This is a genomic window from Acinetobacter halotolerans (assembly GCF_004208515.1).
GTDB lineage: Bacteria > Pseudomonadota > Gammaproteobacteria > Pseudomonadales > Moraxellaceae > Acinetobacter > Acinetobacter halotolerans.
In genome coordinates this window covers 35473-57793 of the sequence record NZ_SGIM01000010.1, presented here as the reverse complement: position 1 = coordinate 57793, position 22321 = coordinate 35473, and the positions used below count along the sequence as shown (strand labels likewise).

23 protein-coding genes are annotated in these 22321 nt (G+C 42.4%); 2 read left to right on the top strand and 21 right to left on the bottom strand.

Going from position 1 to position 22321, the window contains the following annotated elements; translation table 11 throughout:
- The first annotated feature begins 40 nt into the window (after positions 1-40).
- Together secD and secF are read left to right on the top strand one after the other, a co-directional pair.
- Positions 41-1942 carry a protein translocase subunit SecD gene (gene secD / locus EXE30_RS12075; protein ID WP_130162593.1) on the top strand — a complete coding sequence of 634 codons (1902 nt, stop codon included), beginning with the start codon at positions 41-43 and terminating at the stop codon, positions 1940-1942.
- Between the two features lie 10 nt (positions 1943-1952).
- A complete protein-coding gene (gene secF / locus EXE30_RS12070) occupies positions 1953-2921 on the top strand; it encodes a protein translocase subunit SecF (RefSeq protein WP_130162592.1) in 969 nt (322 codons plus the stop codon).
- A gap of 110 nt (positions 2922-3031) precedes the next feature.
- Here the strand turns inward: secF and EXE30_RS12065 are convergent, their stop codons facing one another.
- From EXE30_RS12065 to der, 21 genes are all read right to left on the bottom strand, one after another.
- Positions 3032-3685, bottom strand: a complete 654-nt coding sequence (locus EXE30_RS12065) for a 4'-phosphopantetheinyl transferase family protein (protein WP_130162591.1) — start codon at positions 3683-3685, stop codon at positions 3032-3034.
- A 48-nt stretch (positions 3686-3733) separates the two neighbouring features.
- Entirely contained in the window at positions 3734-4168 is a 435-nt protein-coding gene (locus tag EXE30_RS12060; protein ID WP_130162590.1) for an excinuclease, read from the bottom strand.
- A 17-nt stretch (positions 4169-4185) separates the two neighbouring features.
- Positions 4186-5409 (bottom strand): beta-ketoacyl-ACP synthase, encoded by a 1224-nt coding sequence (locus tag EXE30_RS12055; RefSeq protein WP_130162589.1) that lies wholly within the window; start codon positions 5407-5409, stop codon positions 4186-4188.
- Complete coding sequence (locus EXE30_RS12050; RefSeq protein ID WP_130162588.1) at positions 5409-6134, bottom strand: 3-ketoacyl-ACP reductase FabG2; 726 nt, start codon at positions 6132-6134, stop codon at positions 5409-5411. Before EXE30_RS12050 ends, EXE30_RS12055 begins: the two co-directional genes overlap by 1 nt.
- 14 nt (positions 6135-6148) lie before the next feature.
- Positions 6149-6580, bottom strand: a complete 432-nt coding sequence (locus EXE30_RS12045; protein ID WP_130162587.1) for an ApeP family dehydratase — start codon at positions 6578-6580, stop codon at positions 6149-6151.
- Entirely contained in the window at positions 6581-7786 is a 1206-nt protein-coding gene (locus EXE30_RS12040) for a beta-ketoacyl-[acyl-carrier-protein] synthase family protein (RefSeq protein WP_407641642.1), read from the bottom strand.
- Positions 7787-7803: 17 nt separating this feature from the next.
- Entirely contained in the window at positions 7804-8358 is a 555-nt protein-coding gene (locus tag EXE30_RS12035; protein ID WP_130162673.1) for a DUF3261 domain-containing protein, read from the bottom strand.
- 16 nt (positions 8359-8374) lie between these two features.
- Entirely contained in the window at positions 8375-9694 is a 1320-nt protein-coding gene (locus tag EXE30_RS12030; RefSeq protein WP_130162585.1) for an NAD(P)/FAD-dependent oxidoreductase, read from the bottom strand.
- Positions 9691-12024, bottom strand: coding sequence for an MMPL family transporter (locus EXE30_RS12025; RefSeq protein WP_130162584.1), 2334 nt, complete (start codon positions 12022-12024; stop codon positions 9691-9693). The genes EXE30_RS12030 and EXE30_RS12025 overlap by 4 nt, the downstream gene beginning before the upstream one ends.
- A complete protein-coding gene (locus EXE30_RS12020; protein ID WP_130162672.1) occupies positions 11999-12640 on the bottom strand; it encodes a LolA family protein in 642 nt (213 codons plus the stop codon). The genes EXE30_RS12025 and EXE30_RS12020 overlap by 26 nt, the downstream gene beginning before the upstream one ends.
- A gap of 77 nt (positions 12641-12717) precedes the next feature.
- A complete protein-coding gene (locus EXE30_RS12015) occupies positions 12718-13143 on the bottom strand; it encodes an acyl-CoA thioesterase (RefSeq protein WP_121930667.1) in 426 nt (141 codons plus the stop codon).
- Between the two features lie 9 nt (positions 13144-13152).
- Positions 13153-14700 (bottom strand): HAL/PAL/TAL family ammonia-lyase, encoded by a 1548-nt coding sequence (locus tag EXE30_RS12010; RefSeq protein ID WP_130162671.1) that lies wholly within the window; start codon positions 14698-14700, stop codon positions 13153-13155.
- Between the two features lie 25 nt (positions 14701-14725).
- Positions 14726-15661, bottom strand: a complete 936-nt coding sequence (locus EXE30_RS12005; protein WP_130162583.1) for an LpxL/LpxP family acyltransferase — start codon at positions 15659-15661, stop codon at positions 14726-14728.
- On the bottom strand, positions 15661-16428 hold the full coding sequence (locus tag EXE30_RS12000) for a glycosyltransferase family 2 protein (protein ID WP_171457367.1): 768 nt from the start codon (positions 16426-16428) through the stop codon (positions 15661-15663). Before EXE30_RS12000 ends, EXE30_RS12005 begins: the two co-directional genes overlap by 1 nt.
- A gap of 10 nt (positions 16429-16438) precedes the next feature.
- Positions 16439-18139, bottom strand: a complete 1701-nt coding sequence (locus EXE30_RS11995; protein WP_130162582.1) for an AMP-binding protein — start codon at positions 18137-18139, stop codon at positions 16439-16441.
- Between the two features lie 13 nt (positions 18140-18152).
- Positions 18153-18707 carry a COG4648 family protein gene (locus tag EXE30_RS11990; protein WP_130162581.1) on the bottom strand — a complete coding sequence of 185 codons (555 nt, stop codon included), beginning with the start codon at positions 18705-18707 and terminating at the stop codon, positions 18153-18155.
- A complete protein-coding gene (locus EXE30_RS11985) occupies positions 18704-18952 on the bottom strand; it encodes an acyl carrier protein (protein ID WP_121930671.1) in 249 nt (82 codons plus the stop codon). Before EXE30_RS11985 ends, EXE30_RS11990 begins: the two co-directional genes overlap by 4 nt.
- An 11-nt stretch (positions 18953-18963) precedes the next feature.
- The gene (locus EXE30_RS11980) at positions 18964-19224 is read right to left on the bottom strand and encodes a phosphopantetheine-binding protein (RefSeq protein ID WP_005195248.1); all 261 of its coding nucleotides are present in this window, start codon (positions 19222-19224) and stop codon (positions 18964-18966) included.
- Positions 19221-20030 (bottom strand): lysophospholipid acyltransferase family protein, encoded by an 810-nt coding sequence (locus EXE30_RS11975; RefSeq protein ID WP_130162580.1) that lies wholly within the window; start codon positions 20028-20030, stop codon positions 19221-19223. Before EXE30_RS11975 ends, EXE30_RS11980 begins: the two co-directional genes overlap by 4 nt.
- Positions 20015-20644, bottom strand: coding sequence for a beta-ketoacyl synthase chain length factor (locus EXE30_RS11970; RefSeq protein WP_130162579.1), 630 nt, complete (start codon positions 20642-20644; stop codon positions 20015-20017). Before EXE30_RS11970 ends, EXE30_RS11975 begins: the two co-directional genes overlap by 16 nt.
- A gap of 263 nt (positions 20645-20907) precedes the next feature.
- A complete protein-coding gene (gene der, locus EXE30_RS11965) occupies positions 20908-22317 on the bottom strand; it encodes a ribosome biogenesis GTPase Der (protein ID WP_004669600.1) in 1410 nt (469 codons plus the stop codon).
- Positions 22318-22321 lie beyond the last annotated feature (4 nt).

Genomic DNA, 22321 nt, shown 5'->3' with positions numbered 1-22321 from the left:
TCGTGCCTCAGCACGACTTTTTCATTTAAGAAGAAAGCGAATGCGTTACCCTGCATGGAAATATTTACTGATCATCGTGGTATTTGTGATCAGTACGTTATATGCACTTCCAAGTCTGTACCCTGATGAGCCTGCTGTCCAAATTTCGGGCGCAAAAGCAGGTACTCAGATTGATCAGAGTGTCGTGCAAAAAGCTGAGCAGATTTTAAAAACTGCCAATATTAGCAGTCACGATAATAGTTTCTCTAATAATGCAGCTTTATTACGTTTAGACTCATCAGAAGAACAACTGAAGGCGAAAGCGATTCTGAGCCGTGATTTAGGCGAAGACTACGTGATTGCGCTCAATCTTGCGCCAACAACACCAGAATGGTTGCAAAAGATTGGGGCTAAACCGATGAAACTCGGCTTAGACTTACGTGGTGGTGTACATTTCTTGCTCGAAGTCGACATGGATAAAGCGATTAGTCAGCGTATGGAAACATCTGCGACTGATTTGCGTCGTCAATTTCGTGACAATAAAATTAAATTCAATAACCTCGCTTTAAGTAACAATACCATTACCGTCCAATTTGCAGATAATGCAGACCGCGACGCAGCGGCCGATTTCTTACGCCGTAACGGAAATGAGTTTAATCAGCAAGCAATTGCAGCGACGACAGGTGCAAGCCTGAGACTGAATTATACCGATACACGTCGTCAAGAAATTCAGTCCTACGCCGTCAATCAAAACTTAACAACCTTACGTAACCGTATTAATGAATTGGGTGTTGCTGAGGCATTGGTACAAACCCAAGGCAGTAACCGTATTGTCGTGGAGTTACCGGGAATACAAGACACTGCTGAAGCAAAACGTGTTTTAGGTCGCACAGCGAACTTAGAATTCCGCTTAGTTGCCGATAGCAATGATCAATATATTGATCCGTACACACGTCAATATAATGGACAACCCGTTCCTCCTGGAACAGAAGTCTTTGCTTTTGAATCTTTGGATAGTGGTCGTCAATTACTGCTCAATCGTAGCCGTATTTTGACTGGTGAACGCGTTCAAAATGCAAGCTCAGGCTTTAGCCAAGATTCAGGCGGCGCAGAAGTAAATATTACCTTGGATAGCGCTGGCGGCAAACTGATGGCTGACGGCACACGCAATGCTGTTGGTAAACGCATGGCAGTTTTGTTTATCGAAAATAAACAACGAATCAGCTATGTCACCGATCCTGAAACAGGTGCACAAACTGAGGTGCGCACGCCATATACCGAATCTGTGGTCATCAATGCAGCAACGGTTCAAGCTGTTCTAGGTTCACAATTCCGTATTACGGGCTTAGATTCACCACAAGAAGCGGCTGAACTTGCGCTTATGCTCCGTGCAGGTGCTTTAGCAGCACCGATGTATTTCGTTGAAGAGCGTGTAGTTGGTCCTAGTCTCGGTAAAGAGAATATTGAGAAAGGGGTTCAGTCGACCATTATCGGCTTTATCTTAGTCGCAATTTGGATGGTGGTTTTCTTCCGTCTATTTGGTTTTATCGCAAACTTTGCACTTGTGTTTAACTTGGCAATGATTTTGACTGTAATGTCATGGTTAGGCGCATCCCTTACCCTTCCAGGGATTGCAGGTATCGTCATTACCATTGGTATGGCGGTCGATGCAAACGTTCTAATTTGTGAACGTATCCGAGAAGAAATACGCTGGGGCGCCTCACCAAAACAAGCCATTGTGGCGGGCTATGATCGCGCTTATAACACGATTGTTGATTCCAACTTAACCACTTTCCTTGTTGCATTTATTTTATTTGCAATTGGTACAGGTCCGATCAAAGGCTTTGCTGTCACGTTGATGATCGGTATTATTTGTTCGATGTTTACTGCTATTACAGTCACACGTGCAATCGTACAACTCATTTATGGCAAACGCCGTAATTTGACCAAGTTGAGTATTTAAGGAGATTGATATGTCAGATCTGACTCAACGTGACTCAAAGCAATACGGTCGTCCAGATGATTTAAAAATCATCCCATTTATGAAGATTGCCAAACCAGCGGCAATTATCTCGATCTTACTGACGATTGCCAGTCTTTTCTTTATTGCAACCAAAGGTCTAAATCTCGGTTTGGACTTTACGGGTGGTGTGTCTGCTGAATTGAACTATGAACAAGCCGTTCAACCGTCACAGATTACCCAAGCATTGAGTCAAGCTGGATTTAAAGATGCTGTTGTACAGACCTTAGGTAGTAATACGGACCTGATTGTTCGTATGCCAGTACAGGACGATCTAGAAGTTGAAGATCTCAGCAACAGCATTACCAAAGCAGTTCAGTTACCGAATAATACGGTTAACGTTCATAAAGTAGATGCGGTTGGTGGTGCGGTCGGAAATGAACTCTATGTTCGTTCTACTGGTGCAGTTGCACTTGCACTGATCCTAATGCTGATCTATGTCACCATTCGTTTCGAGTTTAAGCTTGCAATGGGTGCTGTCATGTCGTTATTCCACGATATTGTCATCATTCTTGGTGCATTTGCATTGTTCCAATGGCCATTCGACTTGACCGTTTTGGCAGCATTGTTAGCGATTATTGGTTTCTCACTCAACGATAATATCGTGGTATCGGATCGTATTCGTGAAAACTTCCGTAAGATCCGTCACACCAGTTCGCAAGAGATCATTGATATTGCCTTAACCGAAACCTTGCGTCGAACTCTCCATACCTCTGCAACGTTATTATTGGTTGTGGTTGCGATGTTTATCTTGGGTGGTGAGGGCTTACATTGGTTCTCAGCAGCAATGATTGTCGGTGTGTTTGTTGGTACTTATTCATCTATTTATATTGGTACTGCATACGCATTATGGCGTGGTCTAGATCGTCAAGATTTTATCGTACAAGTGAAGCCTGAATTCGAAGAAGACGAGATTCCTTAAATCTCACCACTCTTCTTGATTCAAAGAAAATGCCAGTGTAATCACTGGCATTTTTTTGGGTATGCGATTTGAATATCTATGAAAAAGCCAACTAAAAGTTGCAAAAAAAATTAATGCTGAATCATTTGGATCTGTGGAAACTGAAAACCTCGACAAGACTGCTCTGCTCGCCATGCAACTGTCACCACGACACGATTTAAGATGAAATTCTGATAGGCGAAAGTGCCAATCAATGGATGCGTACACATTCCACCATGATTAGATGGATGAACTTGCGTATTTAAGCTATTTAAATCTAAACGAATACCTAGGCCTGAGGCTTTTAAAATCGCTTCTTTTGTGGTCCAGACTTTAAACCAATATTCCTGATCTCGAGCTTGCTGTTGCCAAATTTGATATTCTTCAGGATGGAATGCATGTTGCGCCAAAGCATCAAAACGTACTTTTCGATCCAACTCTTCGACATCAATCCCAATATCTTTTACTCGCTCGCTCATGACCAAAGCATAGTATTGTTGACTATGCGAATGGTTAAAATGCAGCGAGTGCGAGTTTAAAAAAGGTTTGCCCTGTTCATGTTTTGAAAAGCTTAAACCTGAAATGTCGCAGGCTAACTTTTTTGCGAGTAGCTGGTTGCGATAAGCTTGAATCTGACCTTTCTTATAATGGTTAAATGAACGCAAATCAGCAAAGTCAGCTTTATCCCGATCAACAAGCTGAGCCAATGCCTGAACATGTATTTCGATTTTACGTGTAGTCGTCATTGGCTTTACTCATAAAACCCCTCAGTGAAAAGAGAGGTTGGCAGGATTTTAGAACTTAACAATATCACCTTTCAAAGCAACACCTGCAACTGCCATACCCTTATGACATTCGTAAGTCGTCGAACTTTGAACTTCATTCTTTTTAAAATAACTGACGATGTTGGTCACAGCATTTGCGCCACGTGCTTTTGCTGCTTTATCCAATTGTAATAGTGCAGAACGAAGCACCCAATCACATGATTTCTCAGCAGACTTGCCAAAACCATTGGTCTTTTGATTGGTCACGATATCTTGCTCTAATACCTTACCCCCTGATTTGTTGCCTTTAAGATAGAACTTTACCGAACCATCTAAAGTACCATCAGCCACTGCACGATCAACTGCCGCTTTAAAATCAAATTGATGCACGCTATCTGCAGCCTGAACGGATGCAGTAAAAGCGGTTGTTAAAACAGTTGCTAAGAATAATTGTTTGATTGACATTATTTTGATGCCCCTTGTTATGTTATACGTTTAAAAATCAGTGAGGTATTAATGCCACCAAAGGCAAAGTTATTACTCATCATGATACTGATATCAGTCGCTCTCACTTGTTGAGTAATATAATCTAAATCACCACAAAGTGGGTCAACCATATCCAAATTTAAGGTTGGAATAAGCTCTCCACGGTTCATCATTTCGATGCCTAGCCATGCTTCAATCGCACCACAAGCACCTAAAGTATGCCCAAAATAACTTTTTAACGAACTAATTGGCTTTCGACCCAAAACGCGTGCTGAGGCCTGACTTTCGGCAATATCGCCTTGATCGGTAGACGTACCATGCGCATTGACATAGTCGATTTGACTGGCATCAAGCTGGGCATCTTTGAGCGCCATCTGCATACATTGCCCCATCCTTTCACTATCAGGCTTGGTTACATGCTGCCCATCGGTATTACTGGCATAGCCAACAATTTCAGCATAAATGGTTGCGCCACGCTGTTTGGCATGTTCATATTCTTCCAGAATTAAACAGCCAGCCCCCTCACCAATCACTAAACCATCGCGCTTGGCATCAAAAGGACGTGGTGATTTTTCGGGTTGATCATTCATGCCACTGGTTGCCAATAATACATCAAAAACCGCTGCGCCTGCTGCACTCAGTTCTTCTGCACCGCCTGCAATCATGACGGTTTGTTTGCCATATTTGATCGCTTCGTACGCCTGTCCAATTGCCATTGAACCCGAAGTACATGCACTTGAAGTGGGCAAGGTTAAACCTTTCAATCCAAAATATACCGTCATATTGACTGCACTGGTATGTGACATCATACGAATATAAGTCGTCGCATTGATCTTACTCATATCCTGATCAATTAGCATATTGCCAAACTCACGAACCGCATCGACACTACCTGCTGAAGAACCGAAGGCCACGCCTGTATCACCACTTTTCAGGATCTCGTGATCGATCAGCCCCGCATCTTGCAATGCATTTTCCGCACTAATCACCGACATTAATGCCACGCGTCCCATACCCCGCGTCACTTTACGATTAAAGTGCTTAGCCATTTGAAATGTCTTTACAGGTCCTGCCAGTTTGGTTCTTAGATCTGGATATTGTTCCCATTCAGGCATATAACAAATACCACTTTTGCCCGCATGAAACTGGGCAAAAATTTCATCTGCTGTTTCGCCCAATGAGGTAATGCCAGCCATTCCCGTTACAACCACACGTTTCATTAGATCAGCCCCCCATTGACTGAAATCACTTGTCGGGTGATATAAGATGCTTCATCTGAACATAAAAATTTCACCACACTGGCAACTTCATCCACCTGCCCCATACGTTGCATCGGAATCATTTTTAAAGCATGATCTTTGACTTCATCTGTGACCATTTCTGTTTCAATAAGACCTGGGGCGACACTGTTGACGGTAATTTTACGCTTAGCCAACTCTAATGCCAGTGCTTTGCTTGCCCCAATTAAACCAGCTTTAGCAGCACTATAGTTGACTTGTCCACGATTTCCCATCATGCCCGAAACTGAAGACAATGTGACGATACGTCCGCCTTGACGTAAATGAATCATCGGCATAATCAAAGGTTTGAGTACATTGTAAAAACCATCCAATGACGTTGAAATGACTTCATCCCAATCCTGATCAGTTAAGGCAGGAAATGCACCGTCATGGGTGAGTCCAGCATTCAGCACCACCCCATAAAATGCGCCATGTTGTTCAACATCTTGTTCAAGTAAACTTTTGACCGTTTCGCGTGCATTGACATCAAAAAGTAAATAATGGCTTTTTTGCCCTAAGTTCTGAATTTGTTCAACCACTTGAGCCGCTTCTGTCTCGCGTGAACGTGCGTGAATCGTCACATCAAAGCCTGCTTGCGCCAATTGCAACGCAATCGCTTTACCAATTCCTCGACTTGAGCCTGTGACTAATATTCTTCTACTCATTGTTTTTCCAAAACCTATAATATTAATGTTGATTGATCTGTCGGCTCATACACACTTAACATGGCACTAATCACATGTTCAGCATCGTAAATTTCGCAGGAAAACTGCCCCAACCCCTCATGTAGATATTGCTGCTCCACCCGAATTTTCAGGGTTTGACCCAGTTCAAAATATGGAATGGGTAACTGTAATTTCCGAGTCCCCAACAAAAAACCAACTTTGGGAGACTGTTGTAATTGTTGCCCCATCCAGCCTGAATAAGCACTCACTGTTTGTGCCATAATTTCAATGCTTACCCAAGTCGGTAAACCCTGTGCTTCACAAAACATCAGTCCAGGGCGAATGGTCAGTTCTGCAATGGCATAACCTTCATTTGCCTCAATCAGATGATCAATAAATACCATCGGTTGTTCATGCGGAATATAGTGAATCGCATCAAGTTTCATTTAACGCCCCTCATCTTGAGCCACACCAAATAACAAACTGATATTACTGCCACCAAAGGCAAATGAATTGCTCATGACATATTCAATGCTTTTCGTCAGTTGAGCCTCTCGTACATAGTTTTGATCTGCTAAATCAGCATCAATTTCAGTCTGTTGATGAACAGGCAACCAACGTTGATCTTTTAATAGCTGAACACAAATAAAAGCTTCAATCGCACCTGCTGCCCCCAAACAATGTCCCGTTTTGTGCTTGCTACTGCTTAATGCAACTGAATGGTTTTGAAATACATGGCGGATGGCTTTGATTTCCATCGCGTCATTTTGTGGCGTGGCTGTACCATGCAAATTGACATAGCCCAGCTGCTGCACTGTGATTGCAGCAACGTCTAAAGCACGTTGCATCGCGGTCGCGGCACCAATGCCCTCAGGATGCGGTGCAGAAATATGCCAAGCATCCATCGACTCTCCTGCACCATATAACATGATCGGCGCAGCCGCTTTAGTCAGTAAAAATAACGCTGCAGCTTCACCAATATTGATACCATCACGTTTCGAACCACAAGGTTGGCAAAGACCAGCCGATAAACTTTCAAGGCTATTAAAACCATTTAAAGTCAGTTGACATAAGGTATCCACACCACCCACCAGAACCGCATCCGCCAAACCCGATTGAATCAAACGTTGCCCTGCGGCAAAGGCTTTGGCACTGGATGAACATGCAGTTGATATGGTGTAAGCCGCGCCTTGCCAACCTAAATACTGTTTTAATGCTTTGGCAATACAGCCCATTTCCTGTGGCTGATGTGGTATGTCAACCGACTGGTCACCTGCAAAATACTGTTTCAATCGTACTTCGCTGTCAGATATGCCAGAGGTTGATGTTCCAATCACAATACTCAACCGCTTTGGATCAATCTGTGCCACATAGTCCTGAATCTCAGTCTCGATTTTTGCCAAAGCCGTCAGCGTAAAACGTAAATTTCTAGAATCAAATGCTTGCAATGACTCAGGTACACGTTCAATCAGTGGATAAGAATAACGTCCGACCCATACAGCACGATCAGCCAATAATCCATCTTCCAAGCTCAACGTATTATTTGGTTCAACCAAACTTTTACGAATGTGTTCGATATCTTGCCCTAAAGCAGAAAGCCCAACACTGAATGGAATGCCAACAGCTTGAAATTTAGGCTGCTCACATGGCATTTGTAATCGTGACTCACTCATGGCTGCACCGCTTGCTCAGGCTGATCTGCATTTAAGGTATTTTCAATTGGACTCAATGTCATGCGGTAAGGTACTTGTAGATTATCCAGTTCAATCAGCTTTTCCTGTTGCTGAATCTGTAATATGGATTTTCCACCAATGAACACACGCTGATGATTCGTTGAATGTTCAATACTGACCGCCTGTTGACCCAATTGGGAAAAATTGGGATAAGTAGCAAATAAAATATCTCGCACCACAAACTCAAAAGGCAATAACCGCATTTGTTGAATACGTTGCTGCACTTTGACCTGTTGACCATCAAATTGTAATGCAAATAAAGGCTGCCCTGTTAAACCTAAGCCAACCAAACTTAACTGCTGCCCTTGTTGCTGTTGGTAGAGTAGGAAACTATAACTTTTATCTTTCCATTGAACTTCAACTTGATCTTGGCGTTGATAGTGTTGTGCTGTCCAGTGACTGCTTTGCAGACCTTGCGCATGTGGTGTGAGCTGACATCCCACCAACAACAATGCGCTACAACACAATAGACTGAGCCAAATCCGTTGCATACCGATTCGCTGCATATTAGACCTCTAAGGCTTTTTCTTGTGCTAAACCCTCTCGGCAATATTCAGCCAAAGCGCTTAAACGACTTTTTGCATTTTTATGAATTGGATTTTGATCATCCCACGCATAACCCGCCAATAACGAAGAAATCATACGGCGAATGCTTTCATTCTGATGAGTTGAAAACACCACATCCTGAAATCCCCCCTCATACCATGACTCGACATAGGCACGAAACACTTGAATCCCTTTACGCAGTGGCAGTTCATATTCCTGCATCCAATCGACTTGTTCGCCATTCAATACTCGCTCAACCAATGGTACAGCCAAACTTGATGATTTCAGCGCAATCGTCACACCCGATGAAAAAACAGGATCTAAAAACTCACCTGCATTGCCCAATAACGCATAGTTACGACTTGCAAGTTGCTTTACATTGGCAGAATACCCCACCAATGTTCTCACGGGTGTATCAAATTTGGCATGTTGCAAGACTTGAGACAAACTTAGATCATCCGCCAAAATCCGTTTTAATAATGCTTCAGGCTCATTTTGGGTTACATCTGTAACATGACCATCGGCATCAAGAGGAACTGAGTAGTGGTTAAAGAAATCTTGTTCTGCCACCACACCAAACGATGCACGCCCATCCGCAAACGGAATCAACCAATACCAAGCACGATGATCGTTTTCATGGACGGTAATCAAGATCTTATTGCGATCAAAATCAGCACGATCTCCGATACCATCCTCAATATGCGTGAAAATGGCACGACGTACTGGGAAATTTGAAGGGCTTTCCAAGTCTAGCAGTTTCGGCAGAATGCGCCCAAAACCACTGGCGTCCAACAAAAACTTGGCTTGGATTTGATATTGCTGCTGCGACTCATCCAAGACCGTTAACATCGGCTGATCAGCATCGACATCAACTGCGGTGACTTCATGACCAAAGCGAATATCTGCACCGTATTGCTGCGCTTGTTGCGCCAGTAAATGGTCAAAGTCAGCACGGCGCACTTGCCAAGTCGTCCCTGGCCCTGCACTAAATTTCTCGGTAAAATCATAATGACTGCGTTTTTCACCACACAGGAATGCCGCGCCATTTTTAAACTGAAAACCACGTTCTGCAACATGTTCACGAATGGTGTCCAACAACCCTGCTTCTTCCAAAAACACCATACATTGTGGCAGCAGCGATTCACCAATGGAAAAGCGCGGAAAATATTGTTTTTCAATCACCGTCACCGCATAGCCTTTTTGACGGAGCAACGCCGCAGCCGAACTGCCCGAAGGCCCAGCCCCAATAATCACCACATCCGTTTGTTGTATTGTGTTCATGTTATGCTCCGATGTGGTAAGTCGACAATATGCTTTTGATCAGCAGGAGTGAATAAAGTTGCGTAAATAAATGAAAAGATCACGCCAAGTAAAACAGTTAAACCAAAACAATGAATGGCGTAAGTATCACTCAACGACAATAATCCAAAGCCCAACAGGGTCGACATCATACACAAAAACAACGCCATGCCGACCACCTGTGGATGATCATGTCCATGCCGATAAAAAATGGCATAATCCACCCCAATCCCAATAATCAAGAACGTTCCCATAATACTAAATAGGTTAATTTCCACACCGAGCCATGCTTGTACTGCAAAGGTGCTGAGCAAAGCCAAAGAGACAGGCAACACCAAAGGCAAAACTGAGCCAAGACCATAAACAGCCCCTAAACCAATCGCCAAAGCCAACAAGGCATAGATCAATAAATGCTGTGCTTGCTGGCGATGCTGAGCAAAGGCAGTTGAGAGTGTATCAACAGGTTGTTGAAAATGAATATTGGCGGATTCTAGTTGCTGTAACAATTCTGTCTGCTGCACACCATTTACGATGACCAAACGTTCGGTTGAACTCGGCTGTAAAAAAGCCAAAGGATGCTGCTGAAAAACCTGTTCAGTGAGTAAAGGCTGCTGCTGTAATTGCTGTTGCCAACGTTGTACATCCGCAAATTTCAAGCCCATCGTCGCTGCATACTTTTTCAGTGCCGTTTCAGGAATTTGTTGTAATAACTGTACATTTTGCTGTTGCTGTGCCAACGATGGAATCCATTGACCTAAAGCTTGAAAACTTTCGATTGCCCCTTGCTGTTGTAATTGCTGAAGCTTGAGTAATAATTGTGATTCTTGTTGTTCCAGTTCAGTACTTGAACTGGCCTGCACCACAAAATAATCACTGCTTTGCTGCTGTCCAAACAAAGAACGAATATATTGATCTTGCTGTTTGAGCTTGGCATCCATACTTTGCAAATTACGGATATCATCATTGGGCTGTAAAAATAAAATGCTCACGCTGCCCATGGCAATGATGCCAACAATGAAGCCATAACGCATTTTATGCTGTTGCTGAAACCATTGTCGTGCTTGCCCAATCCATCCCAAGCATTGAATTGCAGGCTGAGCATTCAGTGATGGCAATCGTGGCAATAACAAGACACTTGTGATCCATGCTGCCACCAAACCCACGATCGAAAATACCGCGATTTGCCTAAATGCTGGAAAGGGAGTAAAACTCAGAAAAATATATGCCACAACCGTCGTCATTAAGCCCATAAACAAGCTCGGCAACAAAGGCCTGAGAACGTTAAAACCATCCAGTTTACGATGCTGTGATTGCATCGCCATAAAATAGAAAGAAAAATCGACACAGACCCCGATCAAACTTGCGCCAAAGACCAAAGTCATCAGATGAATTTCACCGAAAATCAGATGGGTTATGGCAAAAGCCAATAAGCTTCCTGTTGAAACGGCAATAAACTCAGTCAGCAATGGGCGGAATGAACGAAAACCAAACCAGACCAACACAATCAAACCAAGGGTTGAACCTAAACCAATGGTTGAAATTTCTTTTTGCGCCGACTGCGTACCAAAATTGGAAAATAAAATCGTGCCTGTCCAATGCGACTGCACATTTAAGTCATTGAGCTGTGGTTGCATTTGGGCAATCCAAGCTGTCACCAGTTGCTGATAATCAATATTGTAGGGACTCTGTGTCAGTTCCAAGACCAATAAGCGTGAAACGTTCTGCTCATCGTGAATGGTTGCAAAACCATGCTCAAGTTCGACATCGCTTGAGGCTTGCGTCGCTACATTCAGCATATAACGCGGAAATAACAGCAAAGGGTCTTGTTGCAAAGATTCTGCCGTAATCGGCATCCCGACACTCATGAGCTGCATCAAACTTTGTTCAGTCAAAGCCTCAAAATCTTGCTGTTGTACCGCCTGTTGCAAAAGCTGACGATCTTGTGGACTCAACAAGCCTGCACGATGCAGATATAACTGCTTTGAAAATTGTTCTAAATCAAGTTGTGGTTTGAGCGGCTGCCACAACGCACTTTTCTTGAGTTGTGTTTCAAACAATTGTGTAGCGTGTTCTATCGCTTGCTGATCTTGGCTTTCTAATACCACAAACACTTTTTGATTGAGTTGATCACTCATATATTGCTGGGTTTTCGCCAACTCAGGATTTTGTTGCGTTTCAGGCAACAAAGAAAAAATATTGGTCTGGATATGAATATCTTTTTTTAGCCATGCAAACGCAAGTGCTAGTCCAACAACGGTTAACAGGATTAACCAGATGGCAGTAAATTTATTTTGCCAATTGGAAAAGCGCATCTTCAGCAGCCGTTAGTTTCAATGGGGTATTTTGATTACGGAATAAAATCGTGGTGCTATTATTGGCTTGTTCCTGAATCACAATTTTATCGACATACTGCTGCCCCTGTGCCTCAATACGTACAAACAATTTTTTAAATAAACCTGACTTCGGCGTTAATGCAACATTCCAACCTGTAGGGCGATAATCGGCAGAAACCACATTAAAGTTCTTCGCCAAAGCTTTTTCATCACCCGACATCAACTGCAAAAACAGTGTTGCAACAGAACTATATGGCGATTGATCAATCTGAATCTGGCTGTAGGTTCGTTGGGTTTTTTGTACAAGCTTCTTTTGCGTCACGATCAAATCGGCTTGTACAGGCCGTTTGATTTTCCAAAGCACACCATTAGATTTGGCAAAGGTCAGCGTGCCATTGGAAACAAAGGTTTTATTTAAACTAGCTAACTTTTTTTGTTGTTCAAAATCAGCACGCACCACATCACTTTTTGCAAGCTGCTGAAAAATCGTACTCACCGCCGCGCTATCGGCATAGCTGAATACACTAAATAGAGAAAGCACGATAAAGAGCGAAAGCGCCCTGCATAGACCTTTAAAAAAATGTCCTTTAAGCATCCTACATTTATATGATATTGCCGTGTAGGGGCGAACTGTGTTCGCCTTAAAACAGAAGACTTTGACTGAATCCAAATTCATTTTATCTCCTCCTTAAATTCATCCCATGCCTTTAAGCAGTCCAATAAAATGGGGGGTGACTGAAAGCACATTTCCCGTGTTTCCATATTCACTGCAACTTGCGTGGTATAACCTTTGGTTAAACGTCTGCCCGTTTCTGCATCGAGAATGAGATATTCAATTTTCAAACGGTTTTCCCATTCTTTAAGGATGGCACGCACACAAATCTTTTGTTCAAACTCAATGCCCTGCACATAGCGCACATGGCTTTCAATCACAGGCCAAGCGTAGCCTGATGCTCGCATTTGATTGTAGTTATAAGCAAACTGATCCAACAACTTACACCGTGCGATTTCAAAATACTTTAAATAATGTCCATGCCACACCACATTCATGGTATCCACATCATGAAAAGGAATTTCAATAATGACATCTGCCTGCATGTGACACTCCTAAGCTTGATCCACAAACTGATTAAACAATTCAAAATTGTCGAAACGATCAATGATCTGTTGTAATTCAGTTTGCAAAGGACGATCTTCTTCAAGCAATGCAAAGCTTTGCAACGTCCATGCGACAAAAGCCTGTAAAGTTGGACTCAACTTTGACTCCACGCCTTTCAGATGCACGGCTTGTACACTGGCACAGCACAAAGCAGCGAGCACTTGTTGCGTTAAGGTAATCACTCGGGTGGCATCTCGAGCGGCAATGGTTCCCATACTGACTTTATCTTGGTTATGACATTCAGTTGAACGAGAAAAAATAGATGCCGCTAAAGTATTTTTTAAGGCTTCTGCCGTCCAAGCCGACACACCGATTTGTACGGCTTTAAAACCATGATTCAAAGGTAAACGATCTGCACTTGAACCTGTCAAATTACGTGGCAAACCATGATTCATTTTATGATCAACTAATTGCGCCATTTGTCGATCCATCAAGTCTGCAATATTGGCAATCATGATCTTTAAGCTATCCATCGCTTGGGCAATGTGTCCACCGTAGAAATGCCCACCATGTAAAACCCGTAAGTGAATCGGGTCAATCAAAGGATTGTCATTACTGGAGTTCAATTCATTTTCTATAAACTGACGTAACCATGTTTTTGAATCTTCAAATACACCAATAATATGTGGCGCACAACGTAAGGAATAACGATCCTGCAAGCGTGGACTTTGATGCGCAGTTTGTACTTCGCTATTCAGCCATACACGTAGTTGTTGAGCAATCTGTTGCTGTCCTTGATGTGGTTTTTGTGCAAATAACACTTCATCAAAATGACTTGGATTGCCCTCCAATGCCCAAACATTCAGTGCAGTAATCAAAGTACTAGCTAAACTGATTTGCTCGGCTTTCTTATAATTTAAGCAAGCAATCGCGGTCATTACAGCTGTGCCATTCATTAACGCCAAACCTTCTTTTGGACGTAAGGTTAAGGGCTGTAAACCTTTTTCAACATAGACCTGTGCAATTGGAACAACTCGACTTTGATCTTGATCATAAACATCACGCTCGCCGACCAATGCTCCTGCGATATAGGACAGTGGGGTTAAATCTCCACTTGCGCCGACTGAACCCTCGGAGGGAATCACAGGAATCACATTTTCATTCAGCATCCACACCAAACGTTCCAGCAATGCCAAAGACACCCCTGAATAACCACGAGCCAATGAACATAACCGTGTCACCACCACGGCACGCGCTGTGATCAGATCCAAGTTTTCGCCCAAGCCACAGCCATGAAAACGCGATAAATGTAAAGGCAATTCATGGACTTGGTGCATCGGAATCTCTACCAGACACGAGTCACCATAACCTGTGGTCACGCCATAGATCACACCTTCATCGGCAAGTAATTGATCCAAAAAGTCTGCACCGCGTTGAATTAATTCACGCCAAGCATTTGTTTCTGGGAGTGCGACACGACATTCATTTCGAGCAACTGCTACCACGTCTTCAATACTGAGCGGTTGTTCTCCAACAATCACCACTGGCTTGATCATTGATCCCATTTGACTTGCATTCACGTTATTTTGTCCAAAACTGATAAAAATTAAACCATTGATACGGTGCAGCCAAGCAATGTTGTTCTAACACGGCAACGTATGCCTGAGTCACTTGTTGCATACTACTGAGTCGAGTTTTTCGAGGTAAATCGATTTGATCTGCAAGATGATGAATATGCACCTGAAACTTATGCTGTGCACGATAACAAAATACAGCGAGAACAGGCACTTTAAGTAAATTTGCCAAAATCCAAGCCCCTTGTGGGAATTGGGCAGATTCACCTAAAAATGGAACACTTTGCACCCGATCTGACTGCACAGGAATGCGATCTGCTGCCACAATCACCCATTCACCCTGCTGCATTTTTTCTTGTAACAGCATGGCGGTTTCAATGCCAAGTTCATCAACAGCAATCAAATTTACATCGGCTTTAGTATTCAACTTTTTGAGAAACTGATTAAATTGTGTCGCGTGCTTTTGATAAACCAGTACATTAATTTTTTGTGGATGTTCGGATTTCAGCGCACGTAATAACTCAATATTGCCAAAATGCGATACGATAATAATCGTACCCTTTTGATAATGTTGTTGAAAATGCTGATGGCCTATTAATTCCAGTTTTTGCTCTGGAATATGTCCCAACCAACCCTCTATTTTATCCAGAATACATTCACCAAACTGCATAAAATGAGCATAACTATTTGCCCACGTTGGCATCGTTGTAAAAGGCGACTGAGGACCTGCAAACTGATGTACACGCTGCAAATATTGCAAAGAAGCCTGCCGCGCAGCTACCGCAAATAACCAATACCACATAATAACAAAATACAGAATCACCCGACATAGCCAACGCCCGCCACAACGATAAAAGCCAAGCATGAGCATGAGCGGTAACATACCGCCGCGCTCTTTAATGTCATGCCAAGTATCATTCGGCGTGTGCTGAGGGTTTGTCATTAATCTGCCCGAGACTTACCAGAACCACGTTTTTGCCAAAGCAATTGAGGCAAGCGAATCAACATACCAGCAAATAATCGAGCATGGGCTTGACTCAAGCCGATATTGTCACGCCATACATTAAAATGGGAGATACCATGTTCAGGATAAATCACAGGCGTAGGCACATTAATAAACGGGGTATTTTCCCATTTTAAGCGTACAAGAATTTCACTATCGAAACCCATGCGTGGCTGAAATTTGGCTTTATCTAAGATAGGAATGGTTTTATTCAAAGGATAAATCCGAAAGCCACACATGCTGTCTTTAATCTCTAAAGATAGACTATTGAGCCACACCCAAAAGTGGGTCACATAACGACCATATAGGCGTTTTTTCGGGACAGAAGCATCAAAAATCGGCTGTCCAATCACCATTGCTTCGGGGTGTTGTTGCGACAATCGGAAAAATTTAGCAACATCCTCCCAGTGATGTTGTCCATCTGCATCGAGCTGCAAGAGGTGTGTCATCCCCATTTCGGTAGCATAACGCAACCCTGTAATCACAGCCTGACCTTTACCTTGATTGGTCGCATGTTCAACCAAATGTACATGTTGATTTTGTTGCGCCAATTGTCGCAAAATTTCACTACATGCGGCATGGCTACCATCATTGATCAAAATGATCGGATACTGAAATTGTTGCAAATGCTGCACCAGATCAGCGAGATAGTGCGGATGATTATAGACAGGAATCACGATGCCGTATTTCAACAGACCATCCAACATGATTGAACTCCTAAGCACGCGCTACAGAAAATAATAAACGACCTGAAGCCAGTGTATGCTGATCTGTGCTCATTTCAAAACTCACCTTGTGCTCTTTACGACTGAGTTTGAGCTGCACCACGGTATAAGGACGAATCAGATTTTGAAATTTAAGCTGCTCGAAACCCTGACACCAATCCAGATCTGCCCATACCTGTTTAGCAAACTGTTGGATAAAACTGATTTGCCCCACGCCAGGATAAATCGGTTGATTCGGAAAATGTCCTTTAAAACATGCCAATTCAGACGGAAATTCCAGACTAAAAAACTGACTGTCTTGTGCTTGCCATTGCGACAACATCACAGGCTGTAACATCATAGAAAATAATGCCTTTAAATAATTTTTATCTCGTTTCGATTGGGCATTTTGTGGAATTTGACTCAGAAAGCGCCATTGTCTTGGAATCGCTAGCGTTTCCAGTTGAAACTGGAGTTGTTGTTTGAGTGTTTTAACAAAAGCGGCTTTACCCAATTGGATCAATTGTTGCTGTGCAGTTGGTGTCAAAACCACGATAGCAGCCAAAATCTGTCGATGCTGATGCTCAATCACTAAGGCATGGCTTTGTTGAACGTCATCAAGAATATTCAGCGTCTGTTCAATCGCATCCAAACTTAAACGTTTTTCTTCGAGTTTAACAATCCGATCTAAACGTCCTAACAGGCTAAACTGTTTCTGAGCAATCACCATCCATTCAGCTGCATCTCCCGTCATGATCCAACCTTGCTCACCCGCATGATCACTTTTGACCATCAGTTGCTGACGATCAGAAATCTGAATCTCGACATTTTCAAATGCTGTCCAAGCCGCATCATCTTGTTTACGATGTGCAATACCGCCTGTTTCAGAACTGCCTAAAACTTCAATAATCGGCACATTCAAATTGGGACGAATGCCTACATCCAGTTTCCCACCTGAACTAAACACCATTTCACAGTGTTGTAATCGCAATTCACTGGTCCAACGCTTGAGTAAAGCAGGACTCGATACCACATAATTTAGGTATCCCGATTGCAGTAACCTTTGCTGCACTTGAATGACATCTTCTGGAAATGCCAATTGAGGATTGTAGAAACTACGCCCCGTAGCTAGCGGCAAGAGCAACTTAAATAATAATCCATAAATATGTTGATGGCTGACCGTAGCGATGGCGAGACACTGTTCAGCAAATGAAAAACTTGCTGCGAGCCCACGCACTTCGTTTAACAATTGCTTTAAGGTACGTTCAATCTGTTTCGGTTCCCCAGTTGAACCTGAAGTAAAAAAGCTAATCTGCGCAGCATTTAAAAATTCATCATTTTTTATTTTCGCCAAACGTTCTACAATAAAATCAACTGCACGCTCCGCCTTAGGAGATAGAGATTCGGAAAGATGTTGTTGCCGCGTTAAAAAATAGATGTCCTGCTGTGCCAGTTGTTGTTCTAAATTACGCACACGATTGGGCGGTAAAATAATTTTTTTATTTGCCAATAAGCCAGCAAAAAACAGCACCATAAAATCATAACTGTCTTGTTCCCACAATGCCCAAGTCGATTGTGCCAAATATTCAATCGCAGTCGATTGTTCAAGCACGTCCTGCCAAAAAGCGGCATAAACAATATTTTGAAACTCAGCACCAATACAAAATATTTGGGCTGAATCGGACTCATTATAAAAATGAAGGGGTGCAATCATTTCACAAAACCATTTAAGTATTGACCTGATTTAAACGCTGATGACGTTTACGTAAGATGAATTCCCCTAAAAACAATACGCCCATCAATACATAAGAAATAAAGCCATTATAAATGACCCAAAATTTCATTGGCGCAAATACGGTTCCCAAAGCAATCATGGCATTCATGCTAAAAAACCCACACCAAACCATGGTGACTTTACGCGTCCACCGCACACCTGATTCAGGCAAATCCGGCTCAACTAAACGAGCAAAACGTTCGATCATTGAGGGTGGTTTATATAAGGTCAGCGCAAAAATCAACAATGCTCCGACACTCATCCCCACAGGATAGAGTTTTAACCATGCATGATCTTTTAAAATCAAGCTCAGTCCACCACAAACAATCGCCAGCCCAGTCAAAGGCAACATCAAATCATTTTTTCTAGCACTAATCAGTCGGACAATACCCAAAACCACCAGTAACACACTGACCCAGACAAATTGTCCGTGTGACAAACTCCAACCTACAATAAAGGGATACAACACAAAAAATGTGATCAGTATGCCTCTGAGCAGATGTCTCATTCAGCCGTCATATTTTGAATGACCGTAACAACATCCAAGACCGTTCTGACTGCTTTAAAATCTTCAGGTTGTACTTGTTTACCTGTCAATTCCTTGATTTTGACCACAAGATCAATCGCATCAATGCTATCGACATCAAGATCTTCATATAAATTTGAATCGAGACGAATATCTTCAGGTTCAATTTCAAATAGATCCTGCATCCACTCTCTGAGTTTTGCCAGCACATGTTCTTGAGTTAACATTGATCTACTCCTTAAACGGCTTGCTGCGCTTCAACCAAAGCCACTAAACTTTGAATTGATTTAAAATGCTGTTTGGTTTCATCGGACTCTGCATTTAAATGAATGTTGTAACGCTTCTTCAATGCCAAACCTAACTCCAAAGCATCAATCGAATCTAAACCTAAGCCATCACCAAACAATGGTGCTTCGGTCTCAATATCACTGATGCTAATATCCTCGAGTGCGAGAACATCAATAATCATTTGCTTTAATTCATCAGCAAGATTGCTCATTTTTTCGATAACTCATCATTAAAAATTTGATAAAAACGTTGATTCAACTGACGGACTTGTTTTGGTGTTATATCTGAATCCACTAACATGTCCTTAATTTCAATTGCATCGAGCACCTTAATTTCAATATGAAAAGGCTGTGCTGGCACATGATACCACTTTTCATTTTTGGTCAAAGTTGATGGCGTGCAGCTTATCAAAACTGGACGGATCGGTACATTGGCTCGAATGGCAATATTTGCAGCACCACGCTGAAACTCATTTAAACGTTCGCCTTTTTCTGTTCTGGTTCCTTCTGGAAAGATCAGTAAAGAAGCTGCACCCTGCTCCTGTAAACGCGCTACAGAATCTTCAATAAACTGTTGCGAACCTGCATTGAGAATATAACCTGCACTTCGGACGGGACCACGCGTAAACGGATTAGACCATAGCGATTGTTTGACCACACAGTTGGCTTGCTGCATCAATCCAATCATGACCACCACATCAATTAAAGTCGGATGATTAGCGATCACCAGTTCTTGTCGACTATTTTGTAGCTTATGCAAACCCTCAACGGAATAGCTCATAATCCCGAGCTTCACCATCATTTCCGTAAAGCCTTTAAAACTATAGCGGATCACTTGTTGCGCCCGTTGCTGACGTACTTCTGGACTTGAACTACTCAATCGAACCAAGGGTGCAACAACCGTTGCAATCCCGATACCACCGACACCAAAGCTCGCAAAACTCAATCCCGTCGCAGCCACACGCCAAAGATAATTACTTTTTTGTTTGATTTCTTTGAGTTTTAACATTTTTTCCATCTCGATGCAGATGGATTGATATCTGCTGTTTGCCAGAATTGATAAAAAGCCAAACTTTCCATTGACATCGAACCTGATGATGCTGAACTAGTTAAATCAAGCACCTCTAAATTAGGCTGCGCCAAACTCACTACCGTTGAAAGTGCAAATGCAGGAAAGTCCCACGCATCACTATAAACGGTCGGTAATGCTTGATCGTACGCTACAACAAGTACTTTTTGTACATGGGGCTGTGCTTTTAGAATGGCATAAGCTTCAATCAAAGCCTCTGTCCACTCACAACTTAAACTAGTCGATGGCGTATCATCATGGCATAAAATCGAATATAAACCCGCGATTGCATTATGCACAGAAGTTGAAAATTGCGTGGGAGATGGCGTTTGCCCACTGAGTACATCTTGTAAAATACGCAGTGTTTTTTCTTCATCGCCATACTTCGAAACCCACACGATATAATCAACAGATTGATCATCTAGTGTAGTTAAAGCACTTTGCAATGCCATTTTGGCTAATAATGATAAACGACGACGCTGCATCGCTGGAATCTCATCCAGTGCAGCAAAATTTTGCTGAGCATTGCTAAGCTGAGGCTGCGTTAGATGTAGTTTTAACATGCGATACATCGTCCATGTGTTTATGTATAAACACATTCATCAATAATATTTTGTGGGCGCATTATATCACTGTCACCAAATTTAACAAAAAAATATTTTTAATATATTTCAATATCTTATATTAATATTTTTTTAGTACCAGTTAGAAATAAATAGAATATAAAGTTTTACTAAACAATAAAATAAACTATTAACTTAAATACTCTAAAATTTCCCATTAAAAAAGCCCAAAACAAAGTTTGGGCTTATCATTTTATCGTTAATTAACGCTTCATTTTTTTCTCAGCTTTTTTGAACTTCTGCACATAACGGCGTTTACGTGCAGCAACACGCTCATCAACCATCGATTTACGACCTTCAAATGGATTGTCCGAAGTTTTGAAATCAACACGAACTGGCGTTCCTTCCAACTTATACACTTTACGGAACACATTTTCGAGATAACGGCGATAATCTGCAGGGGTTTTATCAACCTTATTACCGTGAACAACGATCGTTGGTGGGTTTTGTCCCCCCATATGCGCGTAACGCATTTTAATTCGCTTACCACCAATCATTGGCGGTTGATGCGCTTCTGTAGCATCATTCAAAATCTGGGTGAGTTTTGCAGGTGAAACTTTTAAATGTGACGATTCATAAGCACGATGGATGGTTGGATACATTTCCCCCACCCCAGTACCATGCAATGCAGAGATTAAATGTACTTTTGCCCATGGAATAAAATCAAAGCGGCGATCAACATCCAACTTACATTGTTTACGGTCATATTCGGTCATGTTGTCCCATTTATTAATGGCAATCAACATGGCACGTCCAGCTTCTAGCGCATAACCAATCAGATGCAAATCTTGTTCGACCACACCTTCACGCGCATCCAGAACCACAACAATGACATGTGCATCTTTAATCGCTTGTAGCGTTTTCACAATTGAGAATTTCTCAATCATTTCATCGACTTTACCTTTACGACGCACACCTGCAGTATCAATCAAGGTGTATTTACGCCCATCACGCTCAAATGGAATATAGATAGAATCACGTGTTGTACCAGGTTCATCAAATGCAACCACACGATCTTCACCGAGCAAACGGTTGACCAGAGTCGATTTACCCACGTTTGGACGACCAATAATGGCTAAACGTAAACCTGTAGCTTTATCATGTGCTTCATCGCTTTCATCTTCAGGAACATCAACCAAGACATCCTCAAGCATTTGTTGCACACCACGCCCATGACTGGCAGCCACTTGTAAGGGTTCACCCATACCAAGCTTATAAAACTCAACCAAAGCCGCTTCAGCGTGAACACCATCCACTTTGTTGGCAACGAGGTAGATTTTTTTGCCTAATGTACGCAGTTCTCGTGCGATTTGTTCGTCCGAAGCCAATAGACCGGCACGCGCATCAACCACAAAAACGATAATGTCAGCTTCATTAATTGCAGTTTTTGACTGCTCTGCCATGTAACTATCAATACCGCCTTCATTTTCACCGATACCACCCGTATCGACGACAATGAATGATTTATTTTGAAAAACCGCATCACCATATTTGCGGTCACGAGTTAAACCAGCGAAGTCAGCAACCAAAGCATCACGACTTTTTGTGATTTGGTTAAATAGCGTTGATTTTCCGACGTTTGGACGACCAATGAGCGCAATAACGGGTTTCATAAAT